The organism is uncultured Rummeliibacillus sp., from assembly GCF_934216135.1.
Classification (GTDB): domain Bacteria; phylum Bacillota; class Bacilli; order Bacillales_A; family Planococcaceae; genus Rummeliibacillus.
Map to the genome: position 1 here is coordinate 53,398 of NZ_CAKQBI010000005.1, position 22,051 is coordinate 75,448.

At 34.6% G+C, this 22,051-nt stretch carries 18 protein-coding genes; 5 read left to right on the top strand and 13 right to left on the bottom strand.

The annotated features are described in order from the left end of the window. Nucleotides 1-2: 2 nt before the first annotated feature. Complete coding sequence (locus tag Q0977_RS04855) at nucleotides 3-740, bottom strand: gluconate 2-dehydrogenase subunit 3 family protein (RefSeq protein ID WP_299511054.1); 738 nt, start codon at nucleotides 738-740, stop codon at nucleotides 3-5. Nucleotides 741-1,274: 534 nt separating this feature from the next. Beyond that, nucleotides 1,275-2,489, bottom strand: coding sequence for an MFS transporter (locus Q0977_RS04860; protein ID WP_119417217.1), 1,215 nt, complete (start codon nucleotides 2,487-2,489; stop codon nucleotides 1,275-1,277). 237 nt (nucleotides 2,490-2,726) lie between these two features. Between Q0977_RS04860 and thrC the strand changes: the two genes are divergently transcribed. Continuing rightward, the gene (thrC, locus tag Q0977_RS04865; RefSeq protein WP_119417218.1) at nucleotides 2,727-3,779 is read left to right on the top strand and encodes a threonine synthase; all 1,053 of its coding nucleotides are present in this window, start codon (nucleotides 2,727-2,729) and stop codon (nucleotides 3,777-3,779) included. After that, nucleotides 3,776-4,687 (top strand): homoserine kinase, encoded by a 912-nt coding sequence (gene thrB, locus Q0977_RS04870; protein WP_119417219.1) that lies wholly within the window; start codon nucleotides 3,776-3,778, stop codon nucleotides 4,685-4,687. Before thrC ends, thrB begins: the two co-directional genes overlap by 4 nt. A 42-nt stretch (nucleotides 4,688-4,729) precedes the next feature. Here thrB and zupT read toward each other — a convergent pair whose 3' ends face one another. Further along, the gene (gene zupT / locus Q0977_RS04875) at nucleotides 4,730-5,539 is read right to left on the bottom strand and encodes a zinc transporter ZupT (RefSeq protein WP_119417220.1); all 810 of its coding nucleotides are present in this window, start codon (nucleotides 5,537-5,539) and stop codon (nucleotides 4,730-4,732) included. 233 nt (nucleotides 5,540-5,772) lie between these two features. On the opposite strand from zupT, the gene Q0977_RS04880 reads away from it, so the two are divergent. Further along, the gene (locus Q0977_RS04880) at nucleotides 5,773-6,975 is read left to right on the top strand and encodes an MFS transporter (RefSeq protein WP_119417221.1); all 1,203 of its coding nucleotides are present in this window, start codon (nucleotides 5,773-5,775) and stop codon (nucleotides 6,973-6,975) included. 79 nt (nucleotides 6,976-7,054) lie between these two features. On the opposite strand, the gene Q0977_RS04885 is transcribed toward Q0977_RS04880, so the two are convergent. From Q0977_RS04885 to Q0977_RS04930, 10 genes are all read right to left on the bottom strand, one after another. Further along, a complete protein-coding gene (locus Q0977_RS04885; RefSeq protein ID WP_299511061.1) occupies nucleotides 7,055-7,669 on the bottom strand; it encodes a phosphatase PAP2 family protein in 615 nt (204 codons plus the stop codon). A 173-nt stretch (nucleotides 7,670-7,842) separates the two neighbouring features. Beyond that, nucleotides 7,843-8,823 (bottom strand): siderophore ABC transporter substrate-binding protein, encoded by a 981-nt coding sequence (locus tag Q0977_RS04890; protein ID WP_119417223.1) that lies wholly within the window; start codon nucleotides 8,821-8,823, stop codon nucleotides 7,843-7,845. A 16-nt stretch (nucleotides 8,824-8,839) separates the two neighbouring features. After that, nucleotides 8,840-9,601, bottom strand: coding sequence for an ABC transporter ATP-binding protein (locus Q0977_RS04895; RefSeq protein WP_119417329.1), 762 nt, complete (start codon nucleotides 9,599-9,601; stop codon nucleotides 8,840-8,842). Continuing rightward, complete coding sequence (locus Q0977_RS04900; RefSeq protein WP_119417330.1) at nucleotides 9,598-10,548, bottom strand: iron chelate uptake ABC transporter family permease subunit; 951 nt, start codon at nucleotides 10,546-10,548, stop codon at nucleotides 9,598-9,600. The genes Q0977_RS04895 and Q0977_RS04900 overlap by 4 nt, the downstream gene beginning before the upstream one ends. Beyond that, nucleotides 10,541-11,491 carry an ABC transporter permease gene (locus tag Q0977_RS04905; protein ID WP_119417331.1) on the bottom strand — a complete coding sequence of 317 codons (951 nt, stop codon included), beginning with the start codon at nucleotides 11,489-11,491 and terminating at the stop codon, nucleotides 10,541-10,543. Before Q0977_RS04905 ends, Q0977_RS04900 begins: the two co-directional genes overlap by 8 nt. A gap of 334 nt (nucleotides 11,492-11,825) precedes the next feature. Then, nucleotides 11,826-13,313, bottom strand: coding sequence for a peptide MFS transporter (locus Q0977_RS04910; protein WP_299511066.1), 1,488 nt, complete (start codon nucleotides 13,311-13,313; stop codon nucleotides 11,826-11,828). A 360-nt stretch (nucleotides 13,314-13,673) separates the two neighbouring features. After that, entirely contained in the window at nucleotides 13,674-14,942 is a 1,269-nt protein-coding gene (gene hflX / locus Q0977_RS04915; RefSeq protein ID WP_299511068.1) for a GTPase HflX, read from the bottom strand. A 122-nt stretch (nucleotides 14,943-15,064) separates the two neighbouring features. After that, nucleotides 15,065-15,757: a VOC family protein gene (locus Q0977_RS04920; RefSeq protein ID WP_299511070.1), complete on the bottom strand. Its 693-nt coding sequence runs from the start codon at nucleotides 15,755-15,757 to the stop codon at nucleotides 15,065-15,067. Between the two features lie 86 nt (nucleotides 15,758-15,843). Then, nucleotides 15,844-17,334, bottom strand: a complete 1,491-nt coding sequence (putP, locus tag Q0977_RS04925; protein WP_299511072.1) for a sodium/proline symporter PutP — start codon at nucleotides 17,332-17,334, stop codon at nucleotides 15,844-15,846. Nucleotides 17,335-17,566: 232 nt separating this feature from the next. Then, complete coding sequence (locus Q0977_RS04930; protein ID WP_299511074.1) at nucleotides 17,567-19,267, bottom strand: L-lactate permease; 1,701 nt, start codon at nucleotides 19,265-19,267, stop codon at nucleotides 17,567-17,569. Nucleotides 19,268-19,514: 247 nt separating this feature from the next. On the opposite strand from Q0977_RS04930, the gene Q0977_RS04935 reads away from it, so the two are divergent. Then, nucleotides 19,515-20,249: a FadR/GntR family transcriptional regulator gene (locus Q0977_RS04935; protein ID WP_299511076.1), complete on the top strand. Its 735-nt coding sequence runs from the start codon at nucleotides 19,515-19,517 to the stop codon at nucleotides 20,247-20,249. Nucleotides 20,250-20,642: 393 nt separating this feature from the next. Then, complete coding sequence (nhaC, locus tag Q0977_RS04940) at nucleotides 20,643-22,037, top strand: Na+/H+ antiporter NhaC (protein ID WP_299511078.1); 1,395 nt, start codon at nucleotides 20,643-20,645, stop codon at nucleotides 22,035-22,037. Nucleotides 22,038-22,051: the final 14 nt, after the last annotated feature.

The following is a 22,051-nucleotide window of genomic DNA, read 5'->3' on the forward strand; positions in this document are numbered from 1 at the left end:
AATTAGTGCATACCTAGTGATCTAGGTGCGATTTTTTGGAATCCTTCTTTTTCAATTACGTTAATATAAGACATTTGGTGACCTGGGAAGCCTTTCATTTTCCAGCCTTCCATGTTTTTGTTACCACCGTACAACGGATCTGCATAAGCGCCTTCAATTGTTGCAGAACGAAGTAAATTGAAGAAGAATGCGGCAGTTACACCTTTCATCTTAATTTCATCTTTTTGGAATGCAGTTAAAATTACATCACGTTCTTTATCAGAGATATCTGTAAAGCTTTTTTTGTAACGTTTTTTTGCTTCAGTTTCTAAAGATTGAATACCTTGAGTGAAAATTTCAGCACGAGTCAAACGAGATTGGTAACCTTGAGTAGGTAGGCCAGCACCGAATGGTCCTTGCATATATTCTTTTGAGTTACTACCATATTGACCTGCTAATTGGCGATCGATGAAGTATGGTACACCTAAGTCGATAGCACCTGCACCTAAATTATCTTTAGGGAAAATACGTTCAGTAGCTGCAGCTAATATATTAAATTCTTTATCTGTTGTGAAGAACATTTTACCTTCACTAGTTTCAGATGTTTTGTTTGTTTTTGTTTCTGTAGATTTCGTTGATGCAGTAGTTTTTTTAGAATTAAAACCGATTAATTCACCGATTAATCCACCACCGATTAACGTTCCTGTAGCAATACCAGTTGTTTTCAGGAAATCACGTCTTGAAATATCTTTATTGCTCATTGTTAGGACCCTCCCTTAAAATAAAAGAAATAATTTTCCACTCGAGTTAAATAAAAAAAAAAAAAACACCTACTATAAAGTTTTCAGTATTTCTTAATTTAATATTATTCTGTAACCTTACCGATATATAAAAATTATAAAAAACGTCACATTTATCTATTTTAGTGATGTCGGTCCATATGAACAATAAGTCATAATCATCATAAAAATGAATAGAAAATGAATTATTTTTGCATTTTGTAAAATATGTAAAAAAAAGTATTAACTGTTTTTAACAGATAATACTCTTTTTCTATAAAAATTAACATAATATTGAATATAGATTATAAAGAATTTGTAAATTTAAACTATTCTATATTTTCATGATCAAATAATTATTTTTAAAACATTATATTGCAAAAACATTTTAGTATAATTCAATCTAAAATGAATTTAAGACTTATACTATTTTTACTGGTATTTTTTTACATAAAATACTATGGTTGCGTTAACAACAATAGTATTTATCTTCTATTTAAATAAGCAATATATTTTTTATTGTAATACTGTTTGTTTCGTTTCTTTTCCTAATAATAGGATGGCTAGTATACCTATCAAAATAGACACACAGAAGATGGAGAATATCCAACCAATCGAAAATCCTTTTGTCATCAATACCCCCACTAATAGCGGTCCAAATATTCCCCCTAACCTACCGATAGATGCTGCCATTCCTACCCCAGTTCCTCTTATGACTGTTGGATATTGCTCTGGCGTATAGGCATAGAGTGCACCCCAAGCACCTAAATTAAAGAAGGATAGTAACATTCCTGAAACGATTAACATCCAAGTAATATCTGTTAAACCAAATGCAAGTGCACTGATAGCAGTCCCAAATAAATAGGTAGCTAAGACAAATTTACGTCCTACCTTTTCAATTAACCATGCTGCCGTAAAATATCCAGGTAACTGCGCAAGCGTCATAATTAGGACATATTCAAAGCTTTTGATCAAGCTAAATCCTTTTAACACCATAACACTTGGTAGCCATAAGAACATACCGTAATAAGAAAATACAACAGTAAACCAAACAATCCATAACATTAATGTAGGTCTCATATATTTTTTAGACCAAACATCCTTTAAATTTTGCAATATACTTCTAGACGGATTCTTTTTTGCAGTAAATTGCGGTGAATCTGGTAAATGCAAACGTAAATAGATTGCATAGAGTGCAGGTATAGCAGTTAATAGCAATGCCACTCTCCAGCCATACTCAGGAATAATAAAATAAGAAATAAGTGCTGCTAATAACCAGCCAACTGCCCAAAAGCTTTCTAACAAGACTACTACTCTTCCTCTTTCATGTGAAGCTACACTTTCAGAAACTAATGTAGAAGCAACTGGCAACTCCCCACCTAAGCCCATTCCAATAAAAAACCGTAAAATCATAAATATGGCTAGAGTAGTTGCCATGGCCGATAATCCACTTGCTATAGAGAAAATAACTAAAGTCCAAATAAAAACAGATTTCCGTCCGATTCGATCTGCAAAAATGCCAAACACAAAAGCTCCAACTGCCATACCGATAGAATTGATACTACCAATCCACCCCATTTGTTCAGAGGTTAAATTCCATTCTTTGGCTAAAGCCGCAATAACGAATGATAGAATTCCAACGTCAAGAGCATCGAATAGCCAGCCAATACCAGCTACACCTAGCAATTTATTTCTTGAGATTGTTGGTGTATTAACTACTGCCTTTGTCATTTTATACGCCTCCTAAGCTCCCTTATGTCTTTACACCAGTAAACTAATTTGTAAATACAACTATACACAGAATTATATTTTGTGACAAGATGTAAAATAAATTCAAATAGTTTTGAAAATTTACAAGATACTATTGAAAACAGTACTTGAAATGAGTTAAAATGTCTCTTATAGAAAAACACTTGTACTTTTAGAATGAACATCAAAAGATTTTATATACAAAGGAGAATGTTACATATGTGGAAAGGCCTTTTAAATCACTATAAAGAATTTTTACCCGTAACTGACAAAACACCTGCCTTAACTTTACATGAAGGAAATACACCATTAATTTATTTAGATACATTATCAAAAGAACTTGGAATTGATTTACATGTGAAATTTGAAGGTTTAAATCCAACTGGTTCTTTCAAAGATCGTGGAATGGTAATGGCAGTGGCAAAAGCCATTGAAGACGGTAGTAAATGTGTTATCTGTGCTTCAACTGGTAATACTTCTGCTGCTGCTGCCGCTTACGCTGCCCGTGCAGGGATTCAAGCCATCATCGTTATACCAAAAGGTAAAGTTGCAGCCGGCAAATTAGCTCAAGCTTATATGTACGGTGCTAAAATTATTGAAATAGATGGCAACTTTGATGAAGCATTACAAGTTGTTCGTGATATTAGTGAAACAACTGCTGTTACTTTAGTAAACTCCGTAAACCCATATCGATTAGAAGGCCAAAAAACAGCTGCATTTGAAGTTTGTGATCAATTAGGAGATGCTCCAGATATCTTAGCAATTCCGGTCGGCAACGCCGGTAATATTAGTGCCTATTGGAAAGGCTTCAAAGAATATCATGAGAAAAAAGGTACGAAATTGCCAAAAATGTTCGGATTTGAAGCTGAAGGTGCTGCTGCAATCGTTCAAGGTGCTCCAATTGCACATCCTGAAACAATCGCTACTGCTATCCGCATCGGAAATCCTGCAAGTTGGAAACTAGCAGAAGCAGCACGTGATGAATCAGAAGGTAAAATCGGTTCTGTAACAGATGAAGAAATCTTAAACGCTTATCGACAAATTGCCGCAAAAGAAGGTGTATTTGCAGAACCTGGATCTGCTGCTTCCGTTGCAGGTGTAATACAATCAGTTGCAAATGGCTCTATTTCAAAAGGTAGTCGTGTAGTTGCTGTATTGACAGGTAATGGTTTAAAAGATCCTGATACAGCTGTGAAAGCTTCAAATGTGGACATGGTATCCCTACCGAATGATGAGGAAGAAATCCGCAAATATATTGAGGGATTAGTATGAGTAAAAAATGGTCTATTACTGTCCCAGGAAGTACTGCTAACCTAGGTCCTGGTTTCGATTCGATTGGTTTAGCTTTAGGTTTATATCTTCATTTGGACGTAACGCTTAGTGATCAATGGGAGTTTGAGCATCATTCCATACATCTCCCAGAAAAATTCACTGTGGAAGATCATTTAATCTATAAAGTCGCAAAAGAAACTGCTGAACGATACAATGTTAGCTTGCCACCTTGTAAAGTCATTATGCAAAGTGAATTACCTTTAGCACGTGGTCTTGGTAGTAGTGCGTCCGCCATCGTTGCAGGTATTGAAATTACAAACCAAGTATGTAATTTAGAGTTATCAACTGATGAGCGTTGTCGATTAGCTTCTAAAATTGAAGGGCATCCAGACAATGCTGCTGCATCTGTTTGTGGAGGACTTACAATTGGCTCTACATTACCAAATGGCCAGCTAGAACTTATTCATGTACAAGATGTAGACGCAGCTTTTGCAGTTTTTATACCCAACGTTGAGTTAAAGACTGAAGAGGCTCGTAAAGTATTACCTGCAAACTATGACAAAGCATATGCTGTACACGCAAGTGCTAACGCAAATATGCTAACGGCAGCATTGTTATTAAAAGACTATAAACGTGCGGGTGAATTTATGGAGCACGACTTATTCCATGAACCATTTCGCGCTAATTTAATTCCAAACTACCATGAAATTAGACAAACCGCCAAAGATGCTGGAGCGTACGGAACTGCTATCAGCGGTGCTGGTCCTACCGTCATTTCATTGGTTGATAAAAATCACGTAGAAAACTTTGTTACAAAGATGAAACCGTTATTTCCAAACTACGATATTAAAGCTGTACAGGTCGATGACAAAGGTGTACAGGTCAATGTAACAGAGTTGGTTGAATAATATATGTAAATAAGAGGGATTGCAAAATGCAATCCCTCTTATTTATGCTAATAACACTAAACTAATAGCCATGACAATCATCCCTAAAACAACACCATAAATAGACGAGTGTGCCTCATCATATTTTCGAGCAGCCGGTAATAATTCATCTAGTGAAATAAACACCATAATCCCTGCTACCCCTGCAAAAATCAAGCCAAATATAATTTCATTTAAAAAAGGCATTAGCAGTAAGTAAGCAACAAATGCACCAACTGGTTCTGCTAATCCTGATAAAAAGGATAGCTTAAATGCTTTCTTACGATTCCCCGTTGCATAGAATATAGGCACAGATACAGCTATCCCTTCCGGAATATTATGTATAGCTACAGCTATCGCAATCGCCAAACCTAAATTTGGATCATTTAGAGCTGACACAAACGTTGCTATTCCTTCAGGGAAATTGTGAATACCAATTGCCAGTGCTGTAAAGACCCCCATTTTCATAAGCTTCGTATATTCTTCTTTTGAAGGTCCCTTTTGTAAGTCTTCAACCATTTTTACTTCATGTGGATTTCCTTGCTTCGGTATCATCTTATCAATCAGAGTAATTAATAACATCCCCGCAAAGAAACCTATGACTGTATATAAATACCCTTGCTTCGCTCCTAATTCACTTACTAACGCAATCTTTGCCTTCACGAAAATTTCTACCAATGATACATAAATCATAACCCCTGCTGAAAACCCTAATGAAAAAGATAAGAACTTTGTATTCGTCCTAGAAGTAAAAAACGCTATCAAACTACCAACACCTGTTGCTAACCCTGCAAACAATGTCAAGCCTAATGCATATAAAACACTCCCATCCATCCGCATACCTCCCCAATGATTGAAAATTGGCTTTTGCTCATTGTATGCAAATAGTTTCCTTTATGCAACTTTATTTCATAGGGAAATTTTAAAAAGCTAACTAACTGGCATCATTCTAAAAACTACTTCAATTAAATTGTATTTATCTTTGAATAATACCTATAATTAATCGTATTAAAAATATACAATTATAATTATTACCTTTCGATACTTTAATGGAGTGATTTACTACAATGGATGATTATATAAAAAAAGGAACGATGAACTTTCGAAAAGCTAACTTAGCGTTATTTGCAGGTGCTTTTAGTACATTTGCAAATTTATATATGACTCAACCTGTGTTACCGACACTTTCAAAGTTTTTTAATATCTCACCTGCTACTGCGAGTCTTTCCTTATCATTAACGACTGCAGCCTTAGCATTTAGTATGTTAATCGTTGGTTCACTTTCAGAGGCTTGGGGACGAAAACCAATTATGACTTTTTCAATGGTTGCCGTAGCCATTTTAACTTTTCTTATTGCATTTTCTCCAAACTATCACATGTTACTTACCTTGCGAGTCATACAAGGAATAGTATTCGCAGGTCTCCCTGCAATTGCCATGGCTTATCTCGGTGAAGAAATTGAACCGGCTAGTTTAGGTGCTGCGATGGGTCTGTATATTAGTGGAAATTCAATTGGTGGCCTTGCAGGACGGATTATTATGGGTACTGTTAGTGATCTATTTAATTGGCGGATTGGTATGCTCACAATAGGGACTATTAGTTTACTTGTTGCCATCGCCTTTTATTTCTTGTTACCAGCATCAAAACACTTTAACGCAGAAAGGCTTGCATTTAAACCGTTATTTAAATCGATGGTTATGCATCTAAAAGATCCTGCATTATTAAGTCTATTTGGAATAGGTTTCTTATTAATGGGATCGTTTGTAACGATGTATAACTATATTGGATTTCAACTATTGAATCCTCCATACTCATTAAGTCAAACAGTGGTCGGTTGGATTTTCTTAATCTATTTAGTTGGTACATTCAGTTCTGCATGGATGGGCGGATTAGCTGACCAACATGGTCGTTTTAAAATATTATTAACAGGCATCGGTCTAATGCTTGTAGGTGCTGTTCTTGCTTTAGCAGGAAACCTAATTCTAAAAATCTTTGGAATTGCTATTTTCACTTTTGGTTTCTTCGGCGGACATTCCATTGCAAGTGGTTGGGTTGGTCAAAGGGCTAGTCACGATAAAGCTCAAGCCTCTTCACTCTATTTATTTTTCTATTATGTAGGGTCAAGTGTTGGTGGTACAAGTGGCGGGATTTTCTGGACTAAGTATGGATGGAATGGTGTTATTAGTATCATTTTATTGTTTTTAGTTGTAGCAAGTATTTTAACTTATACGATCAATAAAATAACCATAAAGAAAACAAGACTAGGATAAATAAAAAGGATTGTCCAACATCAAGATTGAACAAATCCTTTTCTACTCAAGGTAACCTAAAATGACTCCTATTTTTAGGTTACCTTTTTGAATGCCTATTAATAATTCTTCTTCTTCGTTCATACCAAATTACTAAAACAATAAACCAAGTATAGCCAATGGACCAACCTGCAATTACATCTGATGCAAAATGACGACTTCCTGCTACTCTGGATAGACCTATTAAAATGACCATTATCGTTGCCAGTAACCATACCGTTAGTTTTCTTTTTGTTGAAGCTTCATACTCAGTTGCAAGGTAAGCAATTGTGAAAACATAGAGAATTCCAATCATAGCATGTCCTGAGGGAAAACTAAAAGTCGATAATTGATGCGGGATAATTGGTCGTGGTCTTTGTACCCATTCCTTTATTAAACGATTTAGCACATTTCCTCCAGCTATTGTGATTAGCGTGAACATCATACCACGATAATTATGATCACGAATCCATAGCCATATTAGTAAGAGGAATGTTATGACCATTATAAACTTCGTCTCCCCGAAGTAATGGAAAAATTCAATTACGTCATTACCTTTCAATATCTTTGAAACAGTTGTATCTAAACTGGCAACCCAATTACTTTTAATATTTATCAACATAACGCCAAATAACACAAACGTTATAATAGATAAAGGATAGAAAAATTTCTTCACTCCATTTTCCTCCTTTTAAATCCCTTCCAACATATTATATTCATATGTAATACTATACCTAGTTATTATGCTAGATAAAAGTGATTAAAAATAAATAATTACATAACAAAAGGCGACTTAAAAGTATGAACCCCTTTTAAGTCACCTTTTCTACATATTTTAAACCTTAACTACTATAATGCAGATTCTACTTCTTTCGCCATTTCAGCTACAGATTGTAACCCACCGCCAGATAAGTACCAAACCTCTGGGTTAAGGTAAATGATTTTACTCTCTTTATAGGCTGTTGTTTTCTTAACAATATCATTTTCAATATCTTTTTTCGCAGAAGCACCTTCAGCAACAACTGCGTCACGATCGACAACAAAGATAATGTCAGGATTTTTCTCTAGTACATATTCATAAGATACGTTTTGTCCATGAGTAGAAACCTCAATTCCCTCATCAGCTGCTTTGAAACCAAATACATCATGGATTAATCCAAAACGTGATGCCGGACCATAAGCACTAATCTTGCCTTCAGAACCTAAAATGATTAAAGATTTTTTATCTAAATCCTTTGTTTCACCTTGTACTTTTGCAATGGTATCATCAATTTTTGATAATTCGTCTTTTACTTGGTCTTCTTTATCAAAGATTTGACCAGCTAATTCTGTATTCTTTTTAAATGAATCGATGTAGTTTGCAGTGTCTAATCCTACATATACAGTTGGAGCAATTTCACTAAATTCTTTATATAGACTCGCTTGACGCCCTGAGATAAAAATAACATCTGGAGCAATAGTAGCTAATTTTTCAAAATCAGGTTCTTTTAGAGAACCAACATTTTCATATTCAGAACCTTCATATTTCTTAAGATAAGTAGGAATTGAATCTTGTGGAACACCTGCAATCTTAACGCCTAGTGTATCAAGTGTATCTAAGAATCCCATATCATAAGCAACAACCTTTTTAGGATTTTTAGGAACCTTTACTTCATCCTTCACAGAATCTGAAGAGCCATCCTCATTTTGAATACCAAAATCGTTTGTTACTGTTATTGTTTCTTTCTTTGAACCCGAGTTTGAATCTTCTTTACCTGAATCTTTGGAGCCACATGCTCCTAATACAAGAAATAACGCAAAAACCAATGTTAACAATGACCACTTTTTCATTTTCTCTTCTCCTTTATTATGAATTAAAATATACACAGATACGACAGCTATTCATCTCTTGAATAGGAATGTCCATATCATATATTTCTTTTAATGATTCTGAGTTAATAATTTCATTTGTCGGTCCATCCTTAATGACCCTTCCATCCTTTAAAGCTACAATATAATCTGAATAGACAGATGCAAAATTAATATCATGCAAAACAATGACAACTGTCTTGTCTAACTCGTCTACAAGCTTGCGTAAAATTTTCATAATCTGAACAGAATGTTTCATATCTAAGTTATTTAAAGGCTCATCTAGTAAAATGTATTCCGTATCTTGTGCAATGACCATCGCTATAAAAGCTCTTTGTCGTTGTCCTCCTGATAACTCATCTAAATAATCATGTTGAATATCTTCTAAGTTCATATATTGAATTGCTTCATCGACTTTCATATGGTCTTTCGCATTTAGATGTCCATGTGAATACGGGAACCTCCCGAAAGAAACAAGTTCACGAATCGTTAAACGTACATTCATAAAGTTCGATTGTTTTAATATCGAAACTCGTTTTGCAAAATCATTTGATTTTACTTTTTTCACATCAGTACTATCAAGTAATACTTCCCCAGTATCTGCATCCAATAATCGACTTACCATTGATAGTAATGTCGATTTACCAGCCCCATTCGGACCGATAAATGACGTGATTTTCCCACGCTTTATATCAACACTTACCTTATCAACAACTCTCTTTTTACCGAAGTTTTTGGATATTTCTTTTACTTGGATCATGCAGATCGACTCTCCCTTAATAATAAGTAAATAAAGTAAATACCACCGATGAAATTGATGATGACACTTAAAGTTGTTGAGAATGTAAATACACGTTCGACAATCCATTGCCCACCGATTAAAGCAACTAAGCTTAATAGGGCTGCACCCGTGATTAACACGGAATGCTTATAAGTATTAAAAAATTGATAGGAAAGGTTAGCGACGATTAATCCAAAGAATGTGATTGGACCAACTAATGCTGTTGAAACAGCAATCAATACAGCAGATATAATAAGCATACGTTTTACAACCTTATCATATGGGACACCTAGATTAATGGCATTATCACGTCCAAGGGATAAAACGTCTAACTCATTGACCATTCTCAATCCAATAATCATAACAATGATGACGATTACTAATGCAAACCACACTAAATCACCATTCACATTATTAAAACTTGCAAACATCTTATCTTGCACTCGAGTAAACTCATTCGGATCGATTAATACTTGCAAGAAGGTTGTAATGCTTCCTAAAAATGTCCCTACAATGATTCCTACTAGAAGTAAAAAGTAAATTGGACGTCCGCCGGAGCGGAATAAAAACTGGTAAAGTAGTAAGGCAAAACCAACCATAGCGATAACAGATATAAAGAAGTTAACTTGTGTATTCATCACCGCCATATGGCTAGAGCCAAGGAAAAAGATAATCACCGTTTGCAGCAATAAGTACAATGAGTCTAATCCCATAATACTTGGGGTTAGAATACGATTATGTGTGATTGTTTGGAATATAACGGTTGAATACGCAATTGAAACCCCTGTCAGTGCCATAGCAATCAATTTGATCATACGTCGTGGCAATATGTAATCATAATTACCATTCAATCCTTGAAACAAATATAATCCACAAAAAATCGTAGACAAACCTGCTAATATTAAAATCTTTATACTATTACGCATATGCTTTCCCCCTAAACAACAAGAATAGGAAGACTGCACTACCAATAACGCCAACCATTAAACTAATCGATATCTCATATGGATATATGAGCAATCGTCCTAAGATATCGCAAACCAAAAGGAAGATTGCACCGAGTAATGCAGTATGAGGTAAAGTCTTTTGTAAATGATCCCCCTTAAAAATGGAAACAATATTCGGGATAATCAACCCTAAAAATGGAATCATTCCTACAGTTAATACAACAGTAGTTGTTATTAACGCTACAAGGATTAACCCAAAATTAACGATACGTTTATATGCTAGACCCAAATTTTTCGCAAAGTCTTCCCCCATTCCTGCAACAGTGAAACGATTTGCATATAAATATGCAATGATTAATACTGGCACACTTATATAAAGTAATTCATAGCGTCCTTTCATAATCATTGAAAAATCACCTTGCAACCAAGTCGAAATATTCTGAATAGTATTCGTCTTATAGGCGAAGAAAGTGGTAATTGAAGACAAGATATTTCCGAACATTAACCCAACAAGCGGAATGAAAATTGCATCTTTAAATTTAATACGGTCCAAAATTTGCATAAATAATAGGGTGCCAGCTAAAGCAAATACAAAGGAAACCGCCATTTTCTCTAACATCGATGCATTTGCAAATAACAACATCGATACAAGAATACCTAAGCGAGTGGCATCTAATGTTCCTGCTGTGGTTGGTGAAACGAACTTATTACGGCTTAAACTTTGCATGATTAAACCAGCAATACTCATTCCAACCCCCGCCAATATAATGGCTATTAACCTTGGTACACGGCTAATAAGGAAAATTTGTGTTTTGTCCGAATGTATGTCTAGCAAATCCTTTGGTGAAATACTACTTACCCCAACAAAAAGAGATAAGATTGATAAAACAATTAATGCTATAAACAAATATCGTTTCTTCATAACAACCCCGACTTTTTCCATTTTATAAGTAATACAATCTATTGAAAATCATTATCATTTACTTACAATACATATTATACCATCAGTAAATTCTATTTCAATAGTTAAATGAAAATGATTATCAAATATTTTCCGAAGACTCTATAAACCCCTTCACCATCGATGTTTAGAGTTCCCATATTCTCAATTAGAATGAAGAAGGACGTTATTATGCCTCTCCGCAGCAAAAGTATTGTAGTTGGAGAATATAAAAAAACCTGTCCCAAAATCATCTAAAATGATTTTAGGACAGGTTTCTATCACAATTAGTGACTCTTATTACAGGCGTTTCACTTTATCGAATATTACCCATTTTCTTAGAAATCCATGGGCTTAAGATTAACATAACTAAGAATAGTAAAACAGATGCTCCTCCTAGATATCCGAAATATTGAACTTCAGTAATTTTTGCAAATAATTTTGCAAATTGAGCATTCAATGCTTGAGCTGCAGTACTTGTTAAGAACCAAAGTGACATCGTTTGTGCTGCAAATGCCGCTGGAGCTAATTTAGTTGTTGCTGATAGACCTACTGGTGACATTAATAATTCCCCTACGACTACTAAGAAGAATGAAAGAACAATCCACCAAGGGCTAATTAATTCTTTACCACCAGAAGTGATTGCTGGAATAATCATGATTAAGAATGAAACCCCGGCAAATAAAAGTGAGAATGCAAATTTAATCGGTGTAGATGGTTGACGTTTACCCATTCTCACCCAAATCCAAGCAAAGATTGGTGCCATCGTAATGATAAATAATGGATTCAAAGATTGGAACCATGCTGCTGGAATTTTAAATGATCCCATTGTTAAATCTGTACGAGTATCAATATACGCTGCAAGAATTGTTGATCCTTGTTCTTGAATAACCCAGAACATTGTACTTGTAATGAATAAAGGAATATATGCAAGAAGATGTGATTTTTCTTCTTTTTTTGTTTTTTTACTAGTAAACATCCAGATGAATACAGCAATTGGAGCTAATAAGCCGATTACAGTAAAGAAGTTAACGACGCTACCAATTGATAACATACCTGACATTGCTGCAATAACTACCAATATTGCCACGATGATAACAGCAGCGATGAATTTTTTAAGAATACCGTTACGTTCTTGAATATTTAATGGGTTTTTAGGTTCTAAACCTGCAAGACCCAATTTTTGTTTTTGTTTATGTGTATACATAAATAAACCAATTGCCATACCGATTGCTGCAATACTAAAACCTACATGATAATTATATTCTTTTTGTACTGCACCTACGATTAATGGAGAGATAAATGCACCTGCGTTAATCCCCATGTAGAAAATATTGAAACCAGCATCACGACGAGTATCATCCTCTGCATACATATCACCAACAACTGATGATACGTTTGGTTTCAAAAGACCTGTACCAAGAATAATCAGAATCATTGAAGCAAATAAGAATGTTAAACCACCAGGAATTGCTAAAGACAAGTGACCTAAGATGATTAAAATACCACCCCAGAAGATTGTTCTTCTTGTACCTAGAATACGGTCCGCAATCCATCCACCAATAATACCTGACATATATACAAGCGAACCATAAATAGCCATGATTGAAGCAGCTGTAGTTTTATCTAATCCTAAACCACCATTTTGTACAGTGTCGTACATGAAGTAGATTAGGATTGCTTTCATACCATAGTATGAGAATCGTTCCCAAAATTCTGTAAAGAACAAACTAAATAGACCTTTAGGATGTCCAAAGAATCCTGTTTGAGGAACTGACTTGACGATTTCCTCTTTAGTTGCCATAAGAAACTCTCCTTCTTTCAATATAAAAAATAGTCTCACAATTCAAACTATAAAAACTATAGGTTTATAATTTAGTGAAGATGTTGTCCATTATACACGCACATTTTAAAGATGTCAAAAAACTATAATAAATAGACAATTTAGTATTTTAAAATTCTTCAAACAATAAAAAGCCTTTAAATTAAGGATTCCATTGAACAACAAGGAGGGAAATTATTATTTAACTTACATTTAGGAAATCCTTCTATGACATTGTTGTATTTTCCAGAAATACATTCTACTTCATATATGCCTGAAATTTAGTATACAATCATCTATTTTTACATAAATAACAAAAAGAGATAGCAATTTGCTACCTCTTTAGTTTAACCAAAATTCCTTATATTTTTCAGCAATCGCCTCATGAAGTTCTACTTCAATAATAGTTCCTCTTTCATCATATGAAGTTTCCATAATATGTGCATGCTCGTTCATATACGATACAATGTCCCCACGTTCAAATGGTATACAAAGCGTACAAGTTACATAATTTGAGAAAATATGTTTGCGAATTAGTTCTAGTAGTTCGTCTATTCCTTTTCCTTCTTTTGCAGATATCCAAATTTGTTCGTTATTAACATAAGGATAAGCGAGATTGGCTAAATCTGATTTATTGAATACATATAAAGTTGGAATATCCTCTACACCAACTGCTTGTAAAGTATTATTTGTAATTTCCATCATATACTGATTTTCATCATTTGATGCATCAACAACATGCAAAAGTAAATCTGCATCTCTCGCCTCTTCCAAAGTAGAGCGAAATGCCTTTACTAAATGATGTGGAAGCTTACTAACAAAACCAACTGTATCTGTTAATAAGAAACTTTTATTATCCGGCAATGATATTTGTCTGACCGACGTTTCAAGTGTCGCAAATAGCATGTCTTTCTCAAAAACTTGTTTATGATCTTCTTGATCTATTTTGTTCAGTAGCTGATTCATAATAGTGGACTTTCCAGCGTTTGTATACCCAACTATTGAAACAATAGGAATTTCACTTTTGCGACGTTGCTTTCTTTGCGTCTCACGTTGTTCTTTTACACTTTCTAATTCTTTATGCAGTTTGGCGATTTGATCTTCAATCTTTCGTCGATCTAATTCTAACTTTGTTTCACCAGCTCCACGGTTTTTGAATCCACCGCCTGTACCTCCACCTTGACGACTTAAAGAGTCTCTAAGTCCTACTAAACGAGGTAGCATATATTGTAATTGAGCTAATTCAACTTGCATTTGAGCTTCTTTTGACTTTGCTCTTCTAGCAAATATATCAAGGATTAGCATTGTTCGGTCAATTACTTTACATTCCAAATCTCTCTCTAAATTTCGAATTTGAGATGGCGATAATTCATCATCAAATATTATCAAATTTGCATCTGCTGCTTCATAAAAATGTTTAATTTCTTCTATTTTTCCTGTACCTACATAGTGTGAAGGATTTATTCTTTCTAAATTTTGTGTTACTACTCCAACTACCTCAACATCTAACGCTTCAGCTAAATTCTCTAATTCTTCTATTGAATAGTCAAAGTGTAAGTCATTACGTAAGTTAACTCCTACTAATACAGCTTTCTCTATAAATGGTTCCAAAAAACTTCCTCCTTCACGTTACAAAATCACAATCTCAAAAACAATAGGAGAGTAGAATTCCACTCTCCTTAATCTTCCATAATATAAGTTATGTCCATCCTAACATAAGAAATGTCTAAAACTCAAACTTTCACAATATCGATTGTTTGTAAACGTTCCTTACCTTCTGGTAACTTTTGAAAAGAAAATATTGTATTCTTTAACCTTAAAGTATTACCTGTAATCGGCAAGGATAATAGGCGTGACCACTGAATTAGTTTTTGCTGTACATCTTTTACCTGAAATACGCATCTTTCTATGCGTAATTCTTCATTGCCTTTTTGGATTGTCCCATCAGCTTTTAGCATTTTTTGTCGCTCTTCAAACGAATGCTCCCATTCTATAAAAAAAGGATACGGTAAAGAATCCCCAAGCTTATGTTTGATGAAAAGCATTTTCCATCTAATAATTTGACCATCTGCCGTTTTTCTTTCTGCAGGAATAATTCCAGTCGTTCGATAACCTAGTTTCCGGATATATCTATCACTTTCCTCCAAATTTTCGGAACGTAAACACAATGCTTTATATCCTTCACCATCATCAATATCATAAAGTAATTGTTGAACAAGAGGGTGAGTTGACCTCTTTGCTATAGTTGAATCTTCAACAGCTAACCATTCAATGTAACTATTCTTTGTATAAAATAAAGCATTAAATGTACCCCATTGTAAATGTCTTCCTCCCACAACAGGCTGAACCCCTTCAATAGTTATGTCTTTAGCAATATCTACAGGTGCCTTTTTCGTGAAATAAACAACATGATCTAACTCAAACATTGCACTCATCCCCTTACTTGTAAAAAAGCCCGTAGCTATATACAAAACTACGGGAAATTTACAGTTTCTTCTTATTTATAAGATACTCATTTTTGTTCCTCTTGCAACAAAGTTAATGTTTCATCAAATTCTTTCTCAATTTCATCACTTTTCTTGTAAGTCATTAAGCTTACAATCACAGCAACAATCAACCCTAATACAAAGCCTGGAACAATTTCATAAAGTCTTTCATGAAGAGAAGCAATAGTTCCCCAAACATAAGAAACAACTGCACCGACTACCATCCCCGAAAGAGCACCCCAATTTGTTAACTTTCTCCAATATAAAGAAAGTAAAATAATTGGGCCAAAAGCTGAACCGAAACCGGCCCATGCAAATGCCACTAAATCCAATATTTTGTTATCTTGACTCCAAGCAAGAACAATAGCGATTAATGATACGATTAATACTGCCATTCTTCCCATAAAGACATAATGCTTATCTGACCCGTCTTTTTTGAAAATAGCTTTATAAATATCCTCAATAAGTGCTGAGGATGTAACGATTAGTTGAGATGAGATTGTACTCATAATTGCTGCTAAAATTGCTGCTAACATAATACCTGCGATAAAAGGATGGAATAATATTTGGCCTAATGCAATAAATACTGTTTCAGGATTTTTCAAATCTAGACCATTTTGTTGGTAATAAGCAATACCAACAAGTGCAGTAGCAATCGCTCCAAATAGGCTTAAGAACATCCAACCAATACCAATGCGACGAGCTTGTTTCGTTTCCTTAACACTTGAAATAGCCATAAAACGAACAACAATATGCGGCTGTCCAAAGTAACCGAGTCCCCATGCGAGTGCTGATATAATTACTGCAACTGATGCTGTACCTCCTGCAGTAAAACTTAACAAGTCCGGATTCACATCACGAATAGAAGAAGCTGCTTCTGAAAAACCTCCTGTTTTAAAAATGCCGAAAATCGGTACAGCTATTAGAGCAATAAACATCGTCAAACCTTGAATGAAATCTGTATAACTAACAGCTAAAAATCCGCCAAATAATGTATAAGCCACTACTACGCCTGAAACAATTAGCAATCCAGTGTGATAACTATAACCAAAAGAACTTTCAAAAAATACTCCTCCAGATACCATTCCTGAAGATACATAGAATGTGAAGAATACCAGAATGATTAAACCCGAAGCAATTCTAATTAATTTTGTATGGTCTCGTAATCGATTATCTAAATAGCTGGGGATTGTTATAGAGTTATTTGCAACTTGTGTATACATACGTAAACGCGGTGCCACTAGCCTCCAGTTTAAATATGCACCGATTGTTAAACCAATTGCAATCCAACCTTCGATTAACCCATTTGCATATATAGCACCTGGCAAACCCATTAATAACCATCCAGACATATCTGCAGCACCTGCGCTCAGTGCTGTAACAGCTGGTCCTAGCGAACGCCCACCTAACATATAATCTGTCAAATTAGACGTTTTCATAAATGCATACCAACCAATGCCCAACATTGCAACCATATAAATAATGATTGCAAATAATTGGTACATATTATCTGACATATCAAATCCCCCTTCAATAAAACATCATTTTTAAAAATTTTTAGATTTTTCAACAAACAATATATGACTATCACTTATATAAATCTATTATTCTATAATATCATAAGATTCTGTTATTAATAAATACTATAAAATATGTTGAATGAGATGAATTATGAATTTTGACTGTCAGAAAGTAAAAAGGGTTACCTATAAGTTTTTAACTTATAAATAACACCTCTTTAGAATTATTCTATGGAAGCATCCAAGATAGCACATTACTTTGTAAGAATGTTAGGATACAGATCAGTAACAATAGGAAAATACTATATTTTAAAGTAAACCGTAGTAATTCTGATTCTTTACCCGCTAATCCAACTGCCGCTGTCGCAACTGCAATGGATTGAGGTGAAATCATTTTGCCTGTAACTCCCCCGGATGAATTAGCAGCAAGAGATAAGGTTGGATCCATACCAACAGAACCAGCAGTAACTTGTTGAAGTTTTGCAAACAATACATTGGAAGATGTATCTGATCCTGTGATAAATACGCCTAACCAACCAAGTACTGGAGAAAAGAATGGGAAAAGTGCGCCCGTTTTTGCCAATACCAATCCTAGTGTTGTTGTCATTCCTGCAACATTTGCTACATATGCAAAAGCAACTACTGAACAAATAGTTATTAGCGGATATTTTATTTCATTAACTGTTTCAATGAGAGTTACAATCCATTTACTCCAAGATACTTTTAGAACAAATTTCGTGACAACTGCTGCCAATAGAATTGCAGTACCCGCTGCCCCTAACAATTCTAACTTGTATACAGCTGCTATTGGTTCATGAGATGTGCCACTAAGTACTTTGTTGTGTAAAAAGGGAACCTCAGGCATAAATGTAAGTGCATGTCCAATAGCATTTACACCTTTTAAAATAACATTTGTCCCTTCGTAATGTCCTGTTAAAGCAAGCTTAATCGTTGGAATTCCCCAAATAGAGATAAATCCTGTCAGAATAATAAATGGCGACCAAGCCTTTAAAACTTCCCCTACCGAATAATGTTCTTCATGTTCTCCTTCATTTTGTCCCACTGTGGCAACAGTTGCAGCTACTTCCTGTTCTTCTTTAAAACGGAAGATTGTTTTTGGTTGCCAAAATTTCATAAATACCGCAAGCGCTACCAATGATACTAAAGCTGAAAGAACATCAGGTAATTCAGGACCTAAAAAGTTAGAAGATAAAAACTGCGTAAGTGCAAATGAAATACCAGATACGAGCACTGCTGGTAATACTTCTACAGCTTTTTTAAATCCAGCCATAATAACAATTAGGAAGAATGGAAGAAAAACTGATAACAATGGTAATTGACGTCCTACAACTTTTGAAATTTCAGTTGCAGCGATTCCCGTTGGACCTTCCATTGCTGTAATAGGCACTCCTATTGCTCCAAATGCAACTGGTGCAGTATTTGCGATTAAGCACAGGCCTGCTGCATATAAAGGGTTAAAACCAAGTCCTACTAATAATGCTGCTGAAATCGCAACTGGTGCACCAAAACCTGCTGCACCTTCTAAAAATGCTCCAAAAGAAAACGCAACAAGCAATGCTTGAATTCGTCTGTCTTCCGTAATAGATAATACTGAATGACGAATAATATTAAAGTATCCTGTTTTTACAGTTAAATTATAAAGAAATACAGATGTGATAATAATCCAACCTATTGGTATTAATCCATAAACAGCACCTTGTGTAGCAGACATAATCGCTGTACCGGCGGGCACTTTGAAAGCGATTACAGCTAAAGCCAACGAAACTAGTAATGTTGTAAGTCCGGCATTATGCCCTTTCATTTTTTTAATAACTAATGCCCAGAAAAAGTATAGTATCGGAATAACAGCAATTAGTGCTGTCCATCCCAAGCTTCCCCCTACTGCTGTGAAATTTTGCGTAAATGTCATTTTTTCTCCCCCTAAATTATCAAGAAACATTCTAATCTCTGATAAAAAATCCCCTTTATAACCATATATTTATAAAATATGAATATTAGGTCATCTGATGACTATATGATAAGATTATATTGTTTAGTTTTTATATTTTCAACAATTTTTAGAAAATTTATCGTAAGTAAATAAATACTTTGAAGAGCAACATCATGTATAATTATAGAAATAATAGTGTTTTTACTATTTACGAGGTGAATACATATTGCAATATAAAAAGATCAAAGCTAAAAAAATATACGAAGAAGTTGCAGAAGCTTTGCATGAAATGATTCGAACAGGTGTCTTACAACCAGGTGACCGCCTGGATTCAGTCCAGCAACTTTCGGAAAACTTCCAAGTAAGTCGCTCTGCTATAAGAGAAGCTCTATCTGCACTTAAAGCAATGGGATTAGTTGATATCAAACAAGGTGAAGGTACATTTGTTAAATCATTTGATGCAAACCAAATAGTATTTCCGTTATCAACGGCTATTCTTATGAACAAAGAGGATATATCCGACCTTTTAGAAGTACGTAAAATTATTGAAGTAGGAACAGTAACTGCCGCGGCCCGAAATCGAACGAAAGAAGATTTAAATAAAATGCGAGAGATTTTAGAGGAGATGAAAGAATCCCCTTTTAATGAAGAGTTAGGGGAAAAAGTTGATTTTGAATTTCACACTGCTATATCCCTAGCATCACATAATCCATTACTTTCTATTTTCTTAGAACAAGTATCTGGGCTGATGTTCGAGACGATGAAAGAAACCAGAAGAATATGGCTATATTCTAAACAAACAACACGAGAAAAGTTATTTGATGAGCATATGAAAATCTATGAGGCTATTGAACAACAAGATGAAACAAAATCGAAACAAGCTATGTTATGGCATCTTGAAAACGTAGAAAATATCCTCATTAAATACTTTAAAGAAACTAATATTATGAAAAAAGAATAATAATCATTAAAATTTGCTGAGCTGGATCTAAGTTTTATCCAGCTCTTTTTTATCAAATTGACTAGATAACATATTTAATTTAGTTCATTTTATTGACTACATTTAAATACGTGGTAAAATACTTTATAGCTTCAACGCGTTGAAGTGAAAAAGTATATTCCAAGCGATGGACGAAAAGTAGTCTTGTCAATGACAGCAAAAAGAAACTTGGCGGTTGATGTAAGCCTAGGTTATGACAAAGATGAATTACACCATTAACAACTTGGAACCAATGAAGTGGTCAAAACTATTTTGACAATTAGGGTGGTACCGCGGAGTTTTCCTTCGTCCCTTTTGATGGGATTGAAGGATTTTTTTATTTTCAAATTGGATGACTTTTGAGGAGGATTTATAATGTTTCGAATTCACGCTAAGATGAACCCTTCCTTTTTGGAAGCATTTATCTTAATCTTTTTAATAATATCCATTATGACTGTTTGTATTGCTATTTTTGATGCAGTACCACATATGCCTATTCTAATCGCAATTCTATTATTGATAGCATATGGTTTATACAAAAAAATCCCCTACAAAGATTTAGAGAATGGACTCACCCAAGGTGCTTCGGCAGGACTTAGTGCCATTTTTATCTTCTTCTTTATCGGCACATTGATTAGTAGCTGGATGATGAGTGGTACAATTCCTACACTTATTTATTTAGGGTTTGAAACAATCACTCCCCATTTCTTCTATGCAGTTGTTTTCATCGTCACTTGTATTGTAGGTATTGCAATTGGTAGTTCCTTAACAACAACTGCAACAGTAGGTGTTGCCTTTATCGGTATGGCAAACGCGATGGATATCTCTTTAGCAATTACTGCTGGGGCAATTGTATCTGGGGCATTCTTTGGCGATAAAATGTCTCCATTATCTGACACATGTAATTTATCATCTACTATAATGGGCGTAGACTTATTTGAACATATAAAGAATATGTGCTGGACAACGATTCCTGCTCTTATTCTTTCGGCTATAATTTATGCTATTTTGTCACCATCTAAGGTTTTACAAAATACACATAAAATAAATACCTTTAAGGAAGGCCTACTTTCAACTAACATGGTACATTGGTATACGTTAATTCCCCTGTTAGTTCTAATGATCATGGCAATAAAAAAAGTTCCTGCTATTATAACATTAGCTACAGGAACACTCATAGCTATACTCATATCTTACTTTCATCATCAATATGGATTTAGTGAAGTGTTATCTAATCTATTCAATGGATACACTTCTCATACAGGTATAAAAGATATAGATTCACTCCTATCTCGCGGTGGTATTAATAGTATGATGTTTACGGTAGGTCTCGTAATATTAGCGCTTAGTATGGGTGGACTATTATTTACTTTAGGTATTATACAATCGGTACTATCACGTATTGAGAAACTATTCAAAAGCGTTGGTTCTGTAATTACAGGTGCTGCATTCACAGCTATTGGGATCAACACCTTAATCGGTGAACAATATCTTTCGATTTTATTAACAGGACAAGCATTTCAAGCCCAATTTCAAAGAGTTGGCTTAAAAAATAAAAACTTAGCACGAGTCGCAGAAGATGCAGGAACTGTCGTTAACCCACTTGTTCCATGGAGTGTATGTGGCATATTCATCACAAAAGTATTAACTGTATCTACTTGGGCATACTTTCCTTTTGCCTTCTTCTGTTTACTTTCACCTATATTAACAATCCTTGCAGGTTGGACTGGTAAGACACTAACTTATATAGATGAAAAACAACAAAACTAGCATTAGTTTAAGAA